Below are 15,759 nucleotides of genomic sequence, written 5' to 3' on the forward strand. Positions count from 1 at the left end.
CTCTCCGGGCGGCCGCGCGAAGGCCCGTTCGCAGGCCCCGAGCCCGCGTGCCCCGTGTACCCGGACGGCACGTGGCGCGTGCGCGGAAACGACTGCGTGGCAAGGGAAGGAGGCCCGCACACGTCAAGGGAGCGGGCGCGAAACTGTACCGGATGTAAGGTACATTTTTCCCATGGGCTCACAACAGACGCGCGCGGCGACCATGACGGCGGCACGCCGGTGGATGCTGCTGGTGACCGTGGCGGCCGGACTGCTGCTCGTCACCGTGGACAACACGATCCTGTACACCGCCCTGCCGACCCTGACCGCTCAGCTGGGGGCGACGGGCGCGCAGAGCCTGTGGATCATCAACGCCTACCCGGTGGTCATGGCCGGTCTGTTGCTGGGCAGCGGCACGCTGGGCGACCGGATCGGCCACGTGCGCATGTTCGTGGTCGGACTGGTGGTCTTCGGCCTGGCCTCGCTGGTCGCCGCGTTCTCCCCCACGGCCTGGGTCCTCATCGCCTCGCGCGCGCTGCTCGCGGTGGGTGCGGCGGCGATGATGCCCGCCACCCTGGCGCTGATCCGGATCGCCTTCCCCATCGAGCGCGAACGCAACATCGCCATCGCGGTCTGGGGCAGCGTATCGGTGGTCGGCGGCGCACTGGGGCCGATCGTGGGCGGGGTCCTGCTGGAGTTCTTCTGGTGGGGATCGGTCTTCCTCCTCAACGTGCCCGTGGTCCTCGTGGCGCTGGTCGCGACCGCGCTGATCGCGCCGCCCAACGTCCCCGACCCCGACAAGCGCTGGGACCTGCTCTCCTCGCTCCAGGCCATGGCCGGGCTGGTCGCCTCGGTGCTGGCGATCAAGGAGCTGGCGCACACGCCGCCGCGGTGGCCGCTCTTCGCCGTCGCCGTGGTCGTGGCCGCGGTGGCCTTCGTCCTGTTCACGCGCCGCCAGCGCCGCCTGGAGGACCCGCTGCTGGACTTCGCGGTCTTCCGCAACCCCGCCTTCACCTCCGGTGTGCTGGCCGCGGCGTTCTCGATGTTCGCCATCGGCGGCATCCAGCTCGTCACCACCCAGCGCTTCCAGCTGGTCGTGGGCTTCACGCCGCTGGAGGCCGGACTGCTGGTGGCCGCCGTGGCGGCGGGTTCGCTGCCGACCGCGCTGCTGGGCGGCGCGTTCCTGCACCGGACCGGCCTGCTGCCCCTGATCGCCGGAGGGCTCGCCACGGGTGTGGCGGGTGTGGTCGTCTCGGTCCTGGGCTTCCAGGCGGGCATCGGCTGGCTCGTGGCGGGGCTGCTGCTGACCGGAGCCGGTCTGGGAGCGGCGATGTCGGTGGCCTCCACCGCGATCATCGGCAACGCGCCCGCCAGCCGCGCCGGGATGGCCTCCTCGGTGGAGGAGGTCTCCTACGAGTTCGGCAACCTGACCGCGGTGGCGCTGATGGGCAGCCTGGTCACCTTCGTCTACGCGGCCGCCGTCCAGCTGCCGCAGGGCGCCCCGGCCGCCGCCGGGAGGAGCCTGGCCGACGCCCTGGCCTCGGCAGGAGGCGACGAAGCGGTGGTCGGGGCGGCCCACGCCGCCTTCGACACCGGCTACCTGGTGGTCATGGTCGTGGTCGCGGCGGTCCTGTCGTGCGGCGCGGCCCTCACCTGGCGCCTGCTGCGCCACCATGGTCCCGGCACGTCCTCGTCGGCGTACGCGGACCACTGACACCGGGGGAGAACATGCGCAGGAGCAACCGGACACAGATCCTGGACGCGGCCTTCCGCGTCGTCCAGCGCGACGGCGTCACGGCCCTGACCTACGAGTCGGTGGCGGCCGAGACGGGTCTGACCAAGGGAGGGCTGCTCTACCACTTCCCCTCGCGTGAGGCCCTGCTCCAGGCACTGCACGAACACCTGGCCCAGGGGTGGGACGACCACCTGGCCGAGGCCGCCGGGAGGAGCGCGGAGCGGGCCACGCCCCGCGAGCGCCTGGCGGCCTACGCCCGCGTGGCCGCGCACAGCTCCACGCGCGCCGAGCTGCTGCTCCTGCTGGAGACCGCGAACGAACCGGCCACGCGCGCACCCTGGGACGAGGTGATGCGGCGCTGGACGTCCGAACCGTCCGCCGCGCCGCTGACGCCTGAGGAGATGGAGCTGTTCGTGCTGCGCCTGGCCGCGGACGGCCTGTGGATGTACGAGTCGCTGTCCAGCGGCACGCTCCCGCCCCCGCTGCGCCGACAGGTCGCCGAGCACCTGGCCCGCGCCATCGCGCCCGAGCAGGACCAGGACCCGGACCCGGATCGGGACGCACCGGTTCCCGGTCCGGGCACTCCGCACGCACCGGACGCGGAGACGGACCCGGGCGCCGGGGCCCGCTGACCGGGCGCATGTCCTTCAGGCCCCTCCGCTCACCAGGGCCTCACCCAGCGGTGTGCGCGCGTGCATCACCCGGGTGCTCTCCCGGCGGCCCTCCACCAGCCCCGACCGCCGCAGGACCGACAGGTGGTGCGAGGCCGTGGAGACCGCCATCGCGCAGTCCCCGGCCACCTCCGACGTGGACCGGGACCCGTCCAGGGCCAGCAGGACGCGGGCGCGCCCCGACCCGAGCAGCGCCTCCAGCGCCTCCGCGGCGACCGTGCCCTCACGCGTCCACGACGCCGACAGCCCGTGCACCGGGTAGAACAGCGTCGGCTGCACGGGAGGCTCGGTGAGCACCGAGCAGCGCGGCGCGCTCATCACGGAGGGCGTGAGCACCACACCGCTGCCCTCGCAGGCCACGTCCTCGTTGTGCCTGCGCATCCCGACCTCGATCGCGTCCCGGTGCCAGCCCACGGACTCGTGCAGCGTGCCCACCATCGCCGCCACGCCGCCCGCGCCCATGCGCCGCACCCGCAGGTCGATGTCCGCGCCCAACAGGCGCCGGATCTGCGGCCAGTGCGGGGCCAGCGCGGCCTCCCAGACCGCCGTCCAGGCGTCCGAGACCAGCGCCCTGGTGCGCTCGGGGTGGGCGATCATGTCCGCCACCAGGGTGTGGCGGCGCCCCCGCGAGCGCGCGAGCACCTTGGTCAGGTCGGCCCGGACGGCCTCGGGCGGCACGCGCCGCAGGCGCTCGGCCTCCTCCTCGGGGGTCATGTCCCAGGACGGGGCGGCCGTGAGGAAGTCGGGGAAGTAGCCCTCGTGGCCGATCACCGTGGCCAGGTACTCGAAAGGCCTCCTCGGCAGCGATCCCCGTACCGAGCGCAGCCAGCCCCACTGGAGCGGGTGGCCCGAGGGGCCGAGCAGGACCCGGACCGCGTGGGACAGTTCGTGGCCCGGTGAGACGCCGAACCGGATGGCCGAGACGTCGGCCGCCCCGATCCGGAAGCGGACCCTGTTTCGACGCACATCGAAAGTGTAGAGCGCGGCGTGCCCGCCCGGCCATGGTGGAGCCACACCGAGACGGGCACACCGAAGGGACACCCCGATGACGTCCGCACCGCTCCACCACCACGATCCCGCCACCGCCACCCCGGGCGGCGAGGTCGCGCCCGTGCCCACGGCGGCCTACGGGTCCGTGGGGGTCCGCCCCGCGCAGAGCACGACACACGACCGCGTGGTCCCCGCCGACGAACTCCGGATGGGCGACTCGCGCACGCTGCGCTTCGAGGGCCGCCCCCACGGCTCGGGGATCTCGTTCTTCCTCGTGGACAACGACCCCGGGCAGGGGCCCGGCCCGCACCGCCACCCCTACACCGAGACGTGGACCGTCCTGGAGGGCGAGGCGGCGTTCACCGTCGGCGACCGCCGGTTGGCAGCCGGGGCGGGCGACACCCTGGTCGTCCAGCCCGGGGTGTGGCACGGCTTCACCAACACCGGCACGGGGCGGCTGCGCGTGATGTGCGTGCACGCCTCCGACACCATGATCCAGGAGTGGCGGGACTGACCCCGGCCGGACGACGCGCGCCGCCGGGCCCGGGCCCGCCTGTGAGCGCGGGGCGATGCGGTTGGCGCGGTCCCTGCTCGTGGACGGCGCTGACCACCGGACCGTGCGGGATATGACCGACGCGGCCCGTGACCTGCGGCGGGGGTGAGACCGGGGCCGCCACCCACCCCGGCGGCATATCCGGCATAAACGGACAAAAGTGAATCTACGCCGTAAAGGAGCGGCGTTCCAGACGAAGCCGATGACGTGAGGAGGACGTCACTCGGACAGGTAGCTCTCCGTCCATCGTGCGAACCGCTCGCCGTAGCGGTTCTGCGCGCCGTCCAGCACGGCGGCGACCTCCGAATCCGTGGGCAGGCCGCGCCCGAAGTGCTCCTGGAGCCAGGCGCGGTACCGGGCGCGACGGGGTCCGTCCTCGTCCTGGGGTTCGCCGCGCAGGTAGGGCGGGTAGCCGTGGTCGGCGCCGATCTCGGAGTCCGCCCCCAGGAGCAGGACCAGCCCGCGGGGGTCCTCGGCCGCCACCGCCAGGGCGCCCTCGTCACCGAGGACGACGACGGGCAGGGCGGCGGGGTCCTCGCGGTCGTCGCAGCGCCACAGGGCGTAGACGGAACCGGAGCCGTTGGCCAGGGCGAAGGGGATGAGGCGGGACCGGAACGCCGGGTCGTCCGGCCAGCCGGACAGCAGTTCGGGGTCGTCGTAGCCGAGCATCTCGAAGCCGTCCGCGACGAAGTCGCCGGCGGCACGCTCCTCCAGCTCCTTGAGCAGGTTCAGCTCCGGCACGGGTGAGTAGCGGGCCACGTCTCCTCCTGGGCGGTACGGTCTGCAGGCCCGAAGAACGTACCGCGCCACCACGACACCCGGGCGGTCCGGTGGCGCGGACCGCCGGGGGAGGGGCTCGGAACCCCTTCCCCCGGGACGGGCGTGACGTGCGCGGGACACACCGGGCCGCGAGGCCCGCCGGCCCCCAGCAGCCACCGGCCCCAGCGTCCACCGGACCGCGGCGCCTACCGGGGCGCGGGACGGAACCCGGCGATGGGGTTCTCCAGCGTGCCGACCAGTTGCAGGGCCCCGGACGGGTCCTGGAGGTCGACCATCTGACGGTTGTTGCGCAGTTGCAGCCGGTTCAGGCACGAGAGCGCGAAGCGTTCCGCGAACAGGTCGTCGCGCGCGAAACGGTCGGCCAGGTGGGGGACGGACGCCTGGTAGTCGGCCACGCAGGCGGCCACGGTACGCCAGAAGTCGGTCTCGGACAGGACGCCCTCACCGGCGAGGATGCCGTTGAGGAAGCGCAGGAAGCAGTCGAAGACGTCGGTGAACAGCGACAGCACCCGCATGTCCTCGGGCACCTCGGCGCGGACGCGCTCGACCTCGGCGGGCAGCTCGGCGTCCGGGCTCATCACCGCGATCTCCTCGGCGATGTCCTTGAGCAGGACCCGCTGGGGCACCCCGTCGCGCAGGACGAGGATGACGTTCTCCCCGTGCGGCATGAACACCAGGTCGTGGGAGTAGAAGGAGTGCAGCAGGGGGACGAGGTAGGCGTCGAGGTAGCGGCGCAGCCAGTCCGCGGGCTCCAGGCCCGACTCGGCGATGAGCTCCCCCGCGAGGGACCTCCCCCGGGCGTCGGTGTGCAGCAGTGAGGCCATCGTGGCCAGCCGCTCGCCCGACCGCAGCCGCGCCACCGGGCTCTCGCGCCACAGCGCGGCGGTCATCTTCAGGTGGGGCGACCCCTCCGCGGAGGCCCGCGCGTAGTGGGTGGTGCGGTAGCCCACCGCGGCCCGCTCGCGCAGGATCTCCACGCGCGTTCCGCGCAGGACGGGGTCGTCGGCCACGAGTGCGGCGACCCAGTCGTTGATGGCGGGGGTGGCCTCCATGTACCTGGCGGAGAGCCCGCGTAGGAAGCCCATGTTCAGCACCGACAGCGCCGTCTTGACGTAGTGGCGCTCGGGGGCCGAGGTGTTGAAGAAGGTGCGGATGGACTGCTGCGCGCGGTACTCGTCGGGGCCGTGGCCCAGGCACACCAGGTCGCGGCGGGCGAGGTCGGCGGCGAAGGTGACCGCCAGCCGGTTCCACCACTGCCACGGGTGGACCGGGATCAGGTGGTAGTCGCCGGGGTCCAGGCCCATGCCGGTCAGCTGCGCGTCGAAGACGGCGAGGGCCTCGGCGCCGAGTTCGCCCCGCAGCAGTTCCTCGCGGTCCAGGTCGGCCGAGCAGCTGAACGTCGTGCGCTCGCGCCGCGCGGCGACCCACACCAGCCGCACCGGGGCGGCGGCCTCGGGGGCGTAGGCCCGGTACTCCGCGGCGTCGAAGCCCAGGCGCCCGTTGTTGGCGACGAAGCACGGGTGGCCCTCGGTCATCCCCGCCTCGATCTCCTGGAACCCGGCGCGCGCCAGCTCGGCGGCGCTCGGCTGCGGGCCCGACATGCGGTAGGCGCTGCTGGCCAGGGTGCTGGTGATCTCCTCCAGGTAGACGGGCAGGACGTCCTCGTCGAGCGCGAGCGTCTTGCGCAGGTCCAGGACCAGGTCGAGCGCGTCCAGGGGCAGGTGCGCGCCGTCGCGCCGCAGGTCGCGGCGGACGATGCTGTCGGCCTCGATCCGCCAGTGGTCCAGGGCCATGACGCGGGCCGCGAACCGGTACTCGACGGTTGCGTCGTCGCTGGTGACCGAGAACAGGCCGTCGGGGCCGGGCTCGGGGCCGATCAGCCGCTCGTGGGCGAACTCGGCCAGGGCCTTGCGCACGAGCAGCCGGTTGGCGCGGTCCCACGTCTGGGGGGACAGGTGGGCGGCCGCGTCGCGGGGGTCCTGGAGGCGGGGCTGGCGGGTGTCGGGTCCGGTGGCGGGCGCGGTCATCTGGCGATGCCTCCTGTGGTCGGGGCCGCGGCGACGGCGGCGCGGAACTGGGCGCGGGTGCAGGTGCTCAGGTGGGCGTCCTTGTCCCTGAGCGCCACGGTGGTGAGGACCCGGAACCCCATGGCGGTGTTGAGCGTGTGGACGGCGGTGTTGCGCACGTCCGGTTCGACGACGACGCGTTCGGTGGCGGGGTCGGAGAACACCAGTTCCATGACGGTGGTGATCACGGCGCGGGAGAAGCCGTGTACGGGCGTGTCCGTGGGCGCCACCAGGAAGTGCATGCCGGTGTCGCCGGGGAGTACCGGGTAGTGGGCGGCGAGTTCGCTGTGCCCGGGGTCGTAGTGCTCCACCAGGAAGCGGGGGGTCCCGCGCCACTCCCCGACGTGGGCGTGCTCGTGTTCGGAGGCGGCCATGGCGCGGTAGTCGCGGGCGACGTCGTCCTCGGTGGCCTCGGACATGAGCCAGAAACGGGACTTGGGGTGGGTGAGCCAGCGGTGCAGGAGGGGGACGTCGGTGTCGGGGTCCACGGGCCGGACGCGGAACTCGCCGAGTCCGGGGTCGGTGCGGGTGAAGACGGGTGCGGGGGCCTGGTCCGGTGCGGGCCGCGTCGGTGCCTGTGCCTGGTCCCTCATCGCCGCGCCGCCTTCCGTGCCGGACCGGAGGCCGGGACCGCCTCCTCCGCCGTACCGCCTCCGATGGGGCCGCCTCCGATGGGGCCGCCCCCGTCCCGTGCGTCGGTGGCAGGGACCTCGTGCCGGGGCGCGCCGAACTCCTGGAAGGCGATCGAGCGTTCGACGGCGTAGGGTTCGCGGCCCAGCATCGCGCGCAGGATGCAGGAGTTGCGGTAGGCGCCCATGCCCAGGTCGGGGGCGACGAAGCCGTGCGTGTGCAGTTCGGCGTTCTGCACGAAGACGGCGCCCCGGGCGGGCCCCGGTCCGCGGCCGTCGTCGGGGAGGCCTCCCCCGCCGGGCGCCTCCTCCCCGGCGGTGGGCGCCTCGCGGTCGACGCGGTAGTCGCGGCGCACCGCGAAGCGCCCGGAGTCGTCCCAGGACAGCCGGTCGGCGATGGGCTCCAGGAAGTCCGGCATCCGGTACTGGTAGCCGGTGGCGAGCACCAGGCCCTCGGTGTCGAGGGTGAAGCCGCGCCCCTGGTCGGTGTTGCGCAGGTCCAGGGTGTACGCGCCGCGTGCCGCGTCGTGGCGGGCGCCGGTGACCTCGGTGCCGGTCATCAGGCGCACGGGCGGCGGGCCGAGGCGGCTCCTGACGTAGAGCAGGTCGTAGATGGCGTTGATGAGGTCGGAGTCGATGCCCTTGTACAGGTTCTTCTGTGAGGCCACGAGCCGGTCGCGGGTGGGGCCGGGCAGCGCGTGGAAGTGGTCGGCGTACTCGGGGGAGGTCATCTCCAGGGTGAGCTTGGTGTACTCCAGCGGGAAGAAGCGCGGGGAGCGGGTGATCCAGTTCAGCTGGTACCCGTGGCCGTCCAGGTTCTGGAGCAGGTCGTGGAAGATCTCCGCGGCGCTCTGCCCGCTGCCGACGACCGTCACGCTGCGCTTGTCGCGGAGGCGCTGCCTGGCGGGCAGGTAGCCGGAGCTGTGCACGGCGTCGCCGGGCAGGCCGCGGCACGGTTCGGGCAGGTAGGGGGGCGTGCCGGTGCCGAGTACCAGGCGCCGTGCGCGGTGGGTGTGCCGGGTTCCGGTCGCGGTCTCGGTGCTGTGCAGCAGGTAGAGGGACTGGTCGGGGTCGTACTCCACGGACTCCACGCACTGGCCGAAGCGGACGGCGTCGCCCAGGTGCCGGGCCGCCCAGCGGCAGTAGTCGTCGTACTCGGCGCGCAGGGGGTAGAAGCGCTCGCGGATGTAGAAGGGGTAGAGCCTGCCGGACTCCTTGAGGTAGTTGAGGAAGGAGAAGGGCGAGGTGGGGTCGGCGAGGGTGACCAGGTCGGACATGAAGGGGGTCTGGAGTTCGGCCTCCTCCAGGAGCATGCCGGAGTGCCAGGAGAACTCGGGTTTCTCGTCGAGGAAGAGGCCGTCCAGGTCGGGGAGGGGCGCGGTCAGGCAGGCCAGGCCGAGGTTGAAGGGGCCGATGCCGACGGCGGCGAAGTCGTGGATCCGGTCGGGGGCGGCGGCGGGGCGGGGGCTGGTGGTCAACGGGACCTCCCGGTGGCGGTGGTCGGCAGGGCGGCGTGGGCCGCGGGCTCCGTGTGGTCCGCGTGGGCCGCGGCCGGGGCGGGCTGGTCGGGCGGGGCCGGGCGGTCGCGGAACCCGCGTCCGGCGGTGAAGCGGTCGACGTGTTCGGCGATCAGGTCCAGCACCTCGGCGACGTCCTCCCGGCTGGCCCTGGGGTTGAGCAGGGTGAGTTTGAGGTGGGGCCTGCCGTCGACCGTGGTGCGTGCGACGAAGGCGCGGCCCGAGGCGAGCAGTGCCTCGCGTGCGTACCGGTTGGCGGCGTCGGCGGTGTCGGGGTCGGCGCCGGGCGCGGCGCAGCGGAAGACCAGGGTGCTCAGGCTGGGCCGGGTGACCACGGTGAAGCGCGGGTCGGCGTCGAGCAGGGTCCAGGCGGTGTCGGCCAGCTCCAGCACGCTGTCGAAGAGGGCGCCCACTCCGTCGGCGCCCATGACGCGCAGGGTGAGCCACAGTTTGAGGGCGTCGAAGCGGCGCGTGGTCTGCAGGCTCTTGTCGACCTGGTTGGGGGAGAGCAGCGGGGTGCTGCCGTCCGAGCGCGAGTTGAGGTAGTCGGCGTGGTAGGTGACGTGGCGCAGGACGGCGCGGTCGCGGACCACGATCGCGCTGGAGCTGACCGGCTGGAAGAAGGACTTGTGGAAGTCCACGGTGACCGAGTCGGCGCGTTCGACGCCCTCCAGCAGGTGGCGGTGGCGCGAGACCAGCAGGCCGCAGCCGTAGGCGGCGTCGACGTGCATCCACACGCCGCGCTGCTGGCACAGGTCGGCGATGCGGGGCAGGGGGTCGATGCTGCCGAAGTCGGTGGTTCCGGCGGTGGCGACGACGGCGATGGGCAGGAGCCCTTCGGCGCGGCACCGGCGCAGCTGGGCGGCCAGGGCGTCGGGGCGCATGCGCCGCCTGTCGTCGCAGGCCACGGTGATGACGGATTCGTAGCCCAGTCCGAGGAGGGCGGCCGACTTGGCGACGCTGAAGTGTCCGGCCTCGGAGGTCAGGACGCGCATCCTGGGCAGGAGTTCGGCCAGGCGCGTGTCCTGGCCGCCGTCCGCCCTGGCGCGTCGGTGGGCCTCGTCGCGTGCCATGAGCAGGGCCTGGAGGTTGGACTGGCTGCCGCCGCTGGTGAAGACGCCGTCCGCGGTCTCGCCGAAGCCGATGCGCTCGCACGTCCAGTCGACGAGCCGCTGCTCGATCAGGGTGCCCCCGGCGCTCTGGTCCCAGGTGTCGAGGGAGGAGTTGACGGCGGACAGGACGGTCTCGCCGAGCAGGGCGGGCAGGACCACGGGGCAGTTGAGGTGTCCCATGTAGCGGGGGTGGTGGAAGTAGACGGCGTCGTCGAGGTAGACGCGTTCGAGTTCGTCCAGTGCCGCGGTGGGGTCGTGGAGCGGCTGGTCGAGGTCGACCTTGTCGATCCGGGGGCGCAGGTCCTCGGCCGTGGCGCCGGTGAGCGGCCGGTCGACCCCCGCGATCCGCCGGGCGACCCGGCCTGCGGCCTCTCCGGTCAGGTCGCGGTAGCGTGCGGCGCTGCTGGCGTCGAACAGCTGTGTCCGGGGGTCGTCGGGGTCCTGGCCGGAGGGGGGTGTCGGCTCGGGCCTGGTGCCGAGGGCACCGGCGTTCCCGTGCAGCGGGCCCGGTGCGGACCGCGCGAGGGAGCTCATGGATCATCCTCCTGGAAACGGGCATGCCGACAGCATCCGCGAGCCGGATGTGGGCATGGGGTGAGGAACTTCGCGAACACTCTTATATAGGGTGCCCTAATTAAGGTGAGGCTAGCCTAAGTGTTCGAGCCCGTACAGTGTGAGGAGAGTTACAGTAGCGACCACTGTGATTGCCGGGAGTCACTGAAAGCCGTTGACCAGCACGAACGCCGGTGACGCGGAGTAGTGTGGTCTTCGCGAAAACCGAACGCCCGACGCGTCGGGCGTTTTCGGTGGGAAGGACGTTCGCCCGCTCCCGGAACTCTCACGGCGCTTCGGGAGAGACCGTCGTCCCGGCGCCCCCGCCCGGTCCGGGGGAGCGGCCGGTGTCCTGACCGGGCCCCTCCCTCCCCGCGCCCGGCCCTTCCCACGTCCGGCCCGCGACGGGGCGGCGCGTCCGGGCGGGGCCCGGGAACGCGCCGCCCCGGCGGGCCCGGCGTCAGCAGCCCGTGAACTGCTCGCTCGCGGACCAGCCGGTGTTGGCCCACTCGTCGGCGGCGGGCGGGGAGAAGTCGGGGTAGAGCGTCGTGAGCTCGGCGAGCAGCCAGCTCGTGAAGCGGGCGGCCCCCTGCGGGCAGGTGTGGATGCCGTCGGAGCTGCGGTCGACCGCGCCCTCGCGCTCGCGCTGGTAGGTCTCCCCCCACACCTCACCTGCGTCGAGCAGGGCGGCGTGCTCCGGGGCGTCCTCGACGACCTCCCGCGCGACGTCGGGCGCCCGGTCCAGCTCTTCCATGTGCGGCTCGTAGAAGTCGTCGGGCCTGATCGGGGGCATGGTGACGAAGACCAGCGTGGCGTCGGCCTCGGTCACCGTGGTCAGCAGCCGCTCGTAGGCGTCCCTCTGCTCGTGTTCGCCGCCCCAGTCGTAGGTGGTGATCTGGTAGATGACCGCGTCGGGTTCGGCCGAGGCGATCTGGTCGGGCAGTGTCTTCCACTGCTCCTCGGAGGTCGGTCCGACCACGTTCCCGCCGCCCGCGGAGGCCAGCGACCGGAAGTCGACGCCACCGGCCTCGAAGGCGGCCTCCAGGGGCTGTGCCTGGCCCTGGGCGATCGAGTCGCCGAGCAGGAGCACCGTGGACAGTTCCGGCGCCGACGCGTCGGGGGCGGCCGCCGACGCGTCGGCCGTGTCGGGGCGCTCGGAGGCGTCGGTGCCGGCTGAGGGGGCGGAGCAGGCGGCGACCGGCAGGACCAGCAGGCCGGTCAGGGCGAGGAGGGGTCGGTGTCTGGTGATCATGGCCCCGATCGTGCCGCCGCCGCTTCCCGGTCCCGCCGCCGCTGTGTCGCGGTTGTGTCGCAGACGGCCCGCGGCCGCCGACGCGGCGGACCGGCATGGCCCATACTGGCGCGATGGCGGCGATCCTGCTCATCGAAGACGACCCCCTGGTCCGGCGCGGGCTCGAACTCGCGCTGCACCGGCACGGCCACGACGTGCGCACCGCGGACGGCGGTGAGGAGGGGCTGCGTGCGTTCCACGCCTCGGCCCCCGACCTGGTGGTGCTCGACCTGATGCTGCCGGACGTGGACGGGTTCACGGTGTGCCGCCGTATCCGCGGGGCCGGTGAGGTGCCCGTGATCATGCTCACCGCGCGCGGCGACGACTTCGACGTCGTCGGCGGTCTGGAGGCGGGCGCGGACGACTACGTGGTCAAACCGGCACGGCCCACCGTGCTCGACGCGCGGATCCGCGCGGTGCTGCGGCGCGGCGCCGGAACCCACGAGGGGGTGCGCGTGCACCGCGACCTGCGTATCGACACCGCGTCGCTGATGGTGTCGCTGCGCGGCGAGCCGGTGGGGCTCACCCCGACCGAGCTGCGTCTGCTGCTGACCCTGTCACGTGCCCCCGGCCGGGTGTTCAGCCGCCAGCAACTGCTGGAGGAGGTGTGGGAGCAGAGCTACATCGGTGACTCCCGGCTGGTCGACAACTGCGTGCAGCGGCTGCGGGCGAAGGTCGAGGCCGATCCGGCCGCCCCCGGGTACGTGCAGACCGTGCGCGGGTTCGGCTACCGGTTCGGGCCGGTATGACCGGGCGGCTGTGGCTGCGCGGCCTGCGTGCCCGGCTGCTGGTCGCTTTCACGCTGGTCACCGTGCTCGGGGCCGCGGCGGCGGTCTGGTCGAGCGCCGGGTCGGCGAGCACCGCGCTGGTCACCTCCCACCAGCGCCAGTTCTCCGGGACCATCGCCGGGCAGGTCGGCTCGGTCGCCCCGGAGCTGACCTATCCGCCCGACCAGGGGGCGCTCGACCGGCTGCGCGCGGTGGTGGGCGCGAACACGCTGGTGGTCTACGGCGACCTGCGGTCGGCGGACGGCGCCGACACCGCCCTGGTCACCGACGAGCTGCGCTCGGCCGTACGCGCCCGGGACCGGCTGGTCACCCAGCGGATCAGTGCCGAGGGCGGGTCCTGGCTCCTGGTCGGCACCCCCGTCATGATCACCGCGCCCGACGGCACGCGCACCCCCTCCGGCATCGAGGTGTACGCCGTGCGCGACCTCGCCGACGTGGAACGGGAGATCGACGGCCTCACCAGGTCCGCGATCACCACCGCAGCGCTGGTCCTGCCGCTGGCCGTGCTGGCGGCGCTGTTGGCCGCGGGCAGCGTGCTGCGCCCCGTGCGCGAGCTGCGCGACACCGCCGACCGGCTGGCCGCCGGTGACCTGGACGCGCGCTCCCCGTCCCAGGGCGCCGACGAGCTGGCCGAGCTGACCGTGACCGTCAACGGGATGGCCGCGTCGGTACAGGCGTCGATGGCGGAGATGGAGCGGATGCAGGCCGACGCCCGGCGGTTCGCCGCAGACGTCTCCCACGAGCTGCGCACCCCGTTGAGCACGCTGACGGCGGTGGCGGAGGTCCTGGCGGACACGACCGAGGGGATGGAGCCGGACGCACGGGAGTCCGCGCGGATGGCGATCACCGAGACCCAGCGGCTGGTCCGGCTCGTCGAGGACCTGATGGAGGTGTCCCGCTTCGACGCCGGAACCGCCCCGCTGCGGGTGGAGGAGGTCGACGCGGCCGCTGCGGTGCGGGACTCCCTGCGCGTCCGCGGCTGGCTGGAGCGGGTCGAACTGGCGGCGCCGGACGGTGTGCTGCTGCGGGCGGACCGGCGGAGGCTGGACGTGGTCGTGGCCAACCTGGTGGGCAACGCGCTGCGGCACGGCGCGCCGCCGGTGCGCGTGCGCGTGCGCGCGTCCCCCGCACAGGTGTGGATCACCGTCACCGACGGCGGGGCGGGGGTGCCCGAGCACGTGTTGCCGCACGTGTTCGACCGCTTCTACAAGGCCGACGCCGCCCGTACCCGCACCCCGGGCAGCGGGCTGGGGTTGGCGATCGCGCTGGAGAACGCCCGTCTGCACGGCGGTGACCTCACCGCGGACAACACCGACCGTGGCGGCGCGCGGTTCGTGCTGCGACTGCCCAGGGAACCGGAGGAGACATGAGACGCGTCTGGTGGGCCGCCGCGGCGCTCCTGGTCGCGGGATGCGGAGTGCAGCCCACCGGGGTCACCGACGGGGGAGAGGCCCCCACGGGCGTGGCGCCCGGGGCGACGCTGTACTTCGTCGACGCCTCCGGTGAGCTGCGGCCCCAACAGCGCGACACCGGCGGCCTGGGTTCGATCTCCGAGGCGTTGGCGCTGCTGCTGGCGGGGCCGGGGGGTTCGGGTATGCGCACCGAGATCGAGCCGGTCTCGGTCCAGCGGGTGGGGGTGGTCATCGAACCGGGGGTGATCGAACTGGTGACGCCGCTGACCGCCGAGGACGTCACCCCCCTGGGCGTCGACCAGATCGTGTGCACGGCGCTGAGCACCCACGTGCAGAGCGGCGGCGCGCAGGACACACGGGTGCGGGTGCGCTTCACCATGCCCACTCCGCAGACGGAGGAGCTGCGGACCTGCCCGCTGATCACGTGATCAGTCCAGACCGGTGACGTCGATGGGGGGCGGAGCGGGGGCCGGGAGCGCCAGCCACAACACGGCGAGGCCCACCATGAGCGCCGCGAACACCACCGGTCCGCCGCGCCCGCGGGCCCACGCGGCGCGGAACCGGACCGGGTCCTCCACCAGGTACTTCGACAGCGCGGCCAGGCCGATCGAGACCGCGCTCACCAGGGCCGTCCACGACCACCCGTCCAGGCCCGTCACCTCGGGGGAGAGCAGCACGATGACCGGCCAGTGCCACAGGTACAGGCTGTAGGAGACCAGCCCCAGCCACCGCAGGGGTCGCCAGGAGAGAGCCCGTGAGACCAGCGATCGCGGTTCCCGCGCGCACAGCCCGATCAGCAGCGCGGCCGCCAGGGAGTGCGCGAACAGGCCGCCGGTGAACAGCCACGGCGCGTCCGCCCCCTCCACCAGCGCCCACGCCGTACCGACGCCGACCGCGAGCAGCACCAGGACCGCGCGTGCCGGTCGGCCCGTCACACGGGCCAGCCAGGCGCGTGCCGGGCGGGTGGCGACCACCGCGCCCAGCAGTAGCGAGGACACCCGGGTGTCGGTGCCCATGTAGGCCCGTGTCGGGTCCACCGCTCCCGCGAGCACGGTCATCAGCGCCAGTGAGGCGACCGAGGCCAGGGCCGCGACCACCGCGACCCCGCGGTCCGCACCGCGCCCGAACCGGGCGACGGCCAGCAGCACCAGCGGCCACAGCAGGTAGAACTGCTCCTCGACCGCGATGCTCCACAGGTGCTCGAACACCCGTTGTCCGCCGAACCGGTCCCAGTAGCCGACCGACTCGGCGAGCAGGTGCCAGTTGACCACGTTCAGTTGGACCCAGGGCCCGTCCGCGAGGGTGGTCCGCACCAGGTCGGGCGGTCCCACCGCCCAGACCAGCACGGTGACGGCGGTGAGCATGACCGCCAGCGCGGGCAGCAGACGGCGGACCCGTCTGCCCCAGAAGGCGGCCACGGACACCGTGCCGGTCGCCTCGACCTCCCGCAGCAGCAGGTCGGTGATGAGGTAGCCGGACAGGGCGAAGAACAGGTCCACGCCCAGGAAACCACCGGGCAGGTGGCCGGTGTGGAACAGCAGCACCCCGAGGATCGCGGCGCCCCGCAGTCCGTCCAGGGCGGGCAGGTGCGGTCCCGCCCCGGTGGTCGGGCTGCGGTCCGTGGCGGGTTGGTCGTGCGTCATGGCGCCGATCGTGCCGCGCCCGTGTCGGGACGCCGTCCCCG

The 15,759-nt window shown here is 73.4% G+C and carries 14 protein-coding genes; 6 read left to right on the forward strand and 8 right to left on the reverse strand.

Annotated features, from left to right (window positions below; translation table 11 throughout):
- Positions 1 to 202 precede the first annotated feature (202 nt).
- Both FYW99_RS29875 and FYW99_RS29880 read left to right on the forward strand, forming a co-directional pair.
- Positions 203 to 1,693: an MFS transporter gene (locus tag FYW99_RS29875; protein WP_150255701.1), complete on the forward strand. Its 1,491-nt coding sequence runs from the start codon at positions 203 to 205 to the stop codon at positions 1,691 to 1,693.
- A 14-nt stretch (positions 1,694 to 1,707) separates the two neighbouring features.
- Complete coding sequence (locus FYW99_RS29880; RefSeq protein ID WP_150255623.1) at positions 1,708 to 2,346, forward strand: TetR/AcrR family transcriptional regulator; 639 nt, start codon at positions 1,708 to 1,710, stop codon at positions 2,344 to 2,346.
- 15 nt (positions 2,347 to 2,361) lie between these two features.
- Here the strand turns inward: FYW99_RS29880 and FYW99_RS29885 are convergent, their stop codons facing one another.
- The gene (locus tag FYW99_RS29885; RefSeq protein WP_150255625.1) at positions 2,362 to 3,351 is read right to left on the reverse strand and encodes an ArsR/SmtB family transcription factor; all 990 of its coding nucleotides are present in this window, start codon (positions 3,349 to 3,351) and stop codon (positions 2,362 to 2,364) included.
- A gap of 79 nt (positions 3,352 to 3,430) precedes the next feature.
- Here FYW99_RS29885 and FYW99_RS29890 point away from each other — a divergent pair, with 79 nt between their 5' ends.
- Positions 3,431 to 3,889, forward strand: a complete 459-nt coding sequence (locus tag FYW99_RS29890) for a cupin domain-containing protein (protein ID WP_223839785.1) — start codon at positions 3,431 to 3,433, stop codon at positions 3,887 to 3,889.
- A 258-nt stretch (positions 3,890 to 4,147) separates the two neighbouring features.
- Here FYW99_RS29890 and FYW99_RS29895 read toward each other — a convergent pair whose 3' ends face one another.
- From FYW99_RS29895 to FYW99_RS29920, 6 genes are all read right to left on the reverse strand, one after another.
- Positions 4,148 to 4,687 carry a hypothetical protein gene (locus tag FYW99_RS29895; protein ID WP_150255627.1) on the reverse strand — a complete coding sequence of 180 codons (540 nt, stop codon included), beginning with the start codon at positions 4,685 to 4,687 and terminating at the stop codon, positions 4,148 to 4,150.
- A gap of 206 nt (positions 4,688 to 4,893) precedes the next feature.
- On the reverse strand, positions 4,894 to 6,735 hold the full coding sequence (locus FYW99_RS29900) for an IucA/IucC family protein (RefSeq protein WP_150255630.1): 1,842 nt from the start codon (positions 6,733 to 6,735) through the stop codon (positions 4,894 to 4,896).
- The gene (locus FYW99_RS29905) at positions 6,732 to 7,367 is read right to left on the reverse strand and encodes a GNAT family N-acetyltransferase (protein ID WP_150255632.1); all 636 of its coding nucleotides are present in this window, start codon (positions 7,365 to 7,367) and stop codon (positions 6,732 to 6,734) included. The genes FYW99_RS29900 and FYW99_RS29905 overlap by 4 nt, the downstream gene beginning before the upstream one ends.
- A complete protein-coding gene (locus FYW99_RS29910; protein WP_150255634.1) occupies positions 7,364 to 8,881 on the reverse strand; it encodes a lysine N(6)-hydroxylase/L-ornithine N(5)-oxygenase family protein in 1,518 nt (505 codons plus the stop codon). The genes FYW99_RS29905 and FYW99_RS29910 overlap by 4 nt, the downstream gene beginning before the upstream one ends.
- Positions 8,878 to 10,566, reverse strand: a complete 1,689-nt coding sequence (locus tag FYW99_RS29915; RefSeq protein WP_150255637.1) for a pyridoxal phosphate-dependent decarboxylase family protein — start codon at positions 10,564 to 10,566, stop codon at positions 8,878 to 8,880. Before FYW99_RS29915 ends, FYW99_RS29910 begins: the two co-directional genes overlap by 4 nt.
- A gap of 478 nt (positions 10,567 to 11,044) precedes the next feature.
- A complete protein-coding gene (locus tag FYW99_RS29920; protein ID WP_150255639.1) occupies positions 11,045 to 11,836 on the reverse strand; it encodes an SGNH/GDSL hydrolase family protein in 792 nt (263 codons plus the stop codon).
- A gap of 113 nt (positions 11,837 to 11,949) precedes the next feature.
- On the opposite strand from FYW99_RS29920, the gene FYW99_RS29925 reads away from it, so the two are divergent.
- From FYW99_RS29925 to FYW99_RS29935, 3 genes are read left to right on the forward strand one after another with little or no spacing between them, the layout of a single operon-like run.
- A complete protein-coding gene (locus FYW99_RS29925) occupies positions 11,950 to 12,624 on the forward strand; it encodes a response regulator transcription factor (protein ID WP_150255641.1) in 675 nt (224 codons plus the stop codon).
- Complete coding sequence (locus tag FYW99_RS29930; RefSeq protein WP_150255643.1) at positions 12,621 to 14,033, forward strand: sensor histidine kinase; 1,413 nt, start codon at positions 12,621 to 12,623, stop codon at positions 14,031 to 14,033. The genes FYW99_RS29925 and FYW99_RS29930 overlap by 4 nt, the downstream gene beginning before the upstream one ends.
- Positions 14,030 to 14,503: a hypothetical protein gene (locus FYW99_RS29935; RefSeq protein ID WP_150255646.1), complete on the forward strand. Its 474-nt coding sequence runs from the start codon at positions 14,030 to 14,032 to the stop codon at positions 14,501 to 14,503. Before FYW99_RS29930 ends, FYW99_RS29935 begins: the two co-directional genes overlap by 4 nt.
- Here FYW99_RS29935 and FYW99_RS29940 read toward each other — a convergent pair whose 3' ends face one another.
- Positions 14,504 to 15,718, reverse strand: coding sequence for an acyltransferase family protein (locus FYW99_RS29940; RefSeq protein ID WP_150255648.1), 1,215 nt, complete (start codon positions 15,716 to 15,718; stop codon positions 14,504 to 14,506). It abuts the gene before it with no gap.
- Between the last annotated feature and the right edge of the window lie 41 nt (positions 15,719 to 15,759).

This window comes from Nocardiopsis deserti (genome assembly GCF_008638355.1).
In the GTDB taxonomy this organism is placed as follows: Bacteria; Actinomycetota; Actinomycetes; order Streptosporangiales; family Streptosporangiaceae; genus Nocardiopsis; species Nocardiopsis alborubida.

Excerpts from the sequence above, each read along its gene's own strand:
- FYW99_RS29875 (WP_150255701.1), top strand. The coding sequence starts at position 203 with ATGACGGCGGCACGCCGGTGGATGCTGCTGGTGACCGTGGCGGCCGGA.
- FYW99_RS29880 (WP_150255623.1), top strand. The coding sequence starts at position 1,708 with ATGCGCAGGAGCAACCGGACACAGATCCTGGACGCGGCCTTCCGCGTC.
- FYW99_RS29890 (WP_223839785.1), top strand. The coding sequence starts at position 3,431 with ATGACGTCCGCACCGCTCCACCACCACGATCCCGCCACCGCCACCCCG.
- FYW99_RS29900 (WP_150255630.1), bottom strand. The coding sequence starts at position 6,735 with ATGACCGCGCCCGCCACCGGACCCGACACCCGCCAGCCCCGCCTCCAG.
- FYW99_RS29905 (WP_150255632.1), bottom strand. The coding sequence starts at position 7,367 with ATGAGGGACCAGGCACAGGCACCGACGCGGCCCGCACCGGACCAGGCC.
- FYW99_RS29915 (WP_150255637.1), bottom strand. The coding sequence starts at position 10,566 with ATGAGCTCCCTCGCGCGGTCCGCACCGGGCCCGCTGCACGGGAACGCC.
- FYW99_RS29920 (WP_150255639.1), bottom strand. The coding sequence starts at position 11,836 with ATGATCACCAGACACCGACCCCTCCTCGCCCTGACCGGCCTGCTGGTC.
- FYW99_RS29925 (WP_150255641.1), top strand. The coding sequence starts at position 11,950 with ATGGCGGCGATCCTGCTCATCGAAGACGACCCCCTGGTCCGGCGCGGG.
- FYW99_RS29930 (WP_150255643.1), top strand. The coding sequence starts at position 12,621 with ATGACCGGGCGGCTGTGGCTGCGCGGCCTGCGTGCCCGGCTGCTGGTC.
- FYW99_RS29935 (WP_150255646.1), top strand. The coding sequence starts at position 14,030 with ATGAGACGCGTCTGGTGGGCCGCCGCGGCGCTCCTGGTCGCGGGATGC.
- FYW99_RS29940 (WP_150255648.1), bottom strand. The coding sequence starts at position 15,718 with ATGACGCACGACCAACCCGCCACGGACCGCAGCCCGACCACCGGGGCG.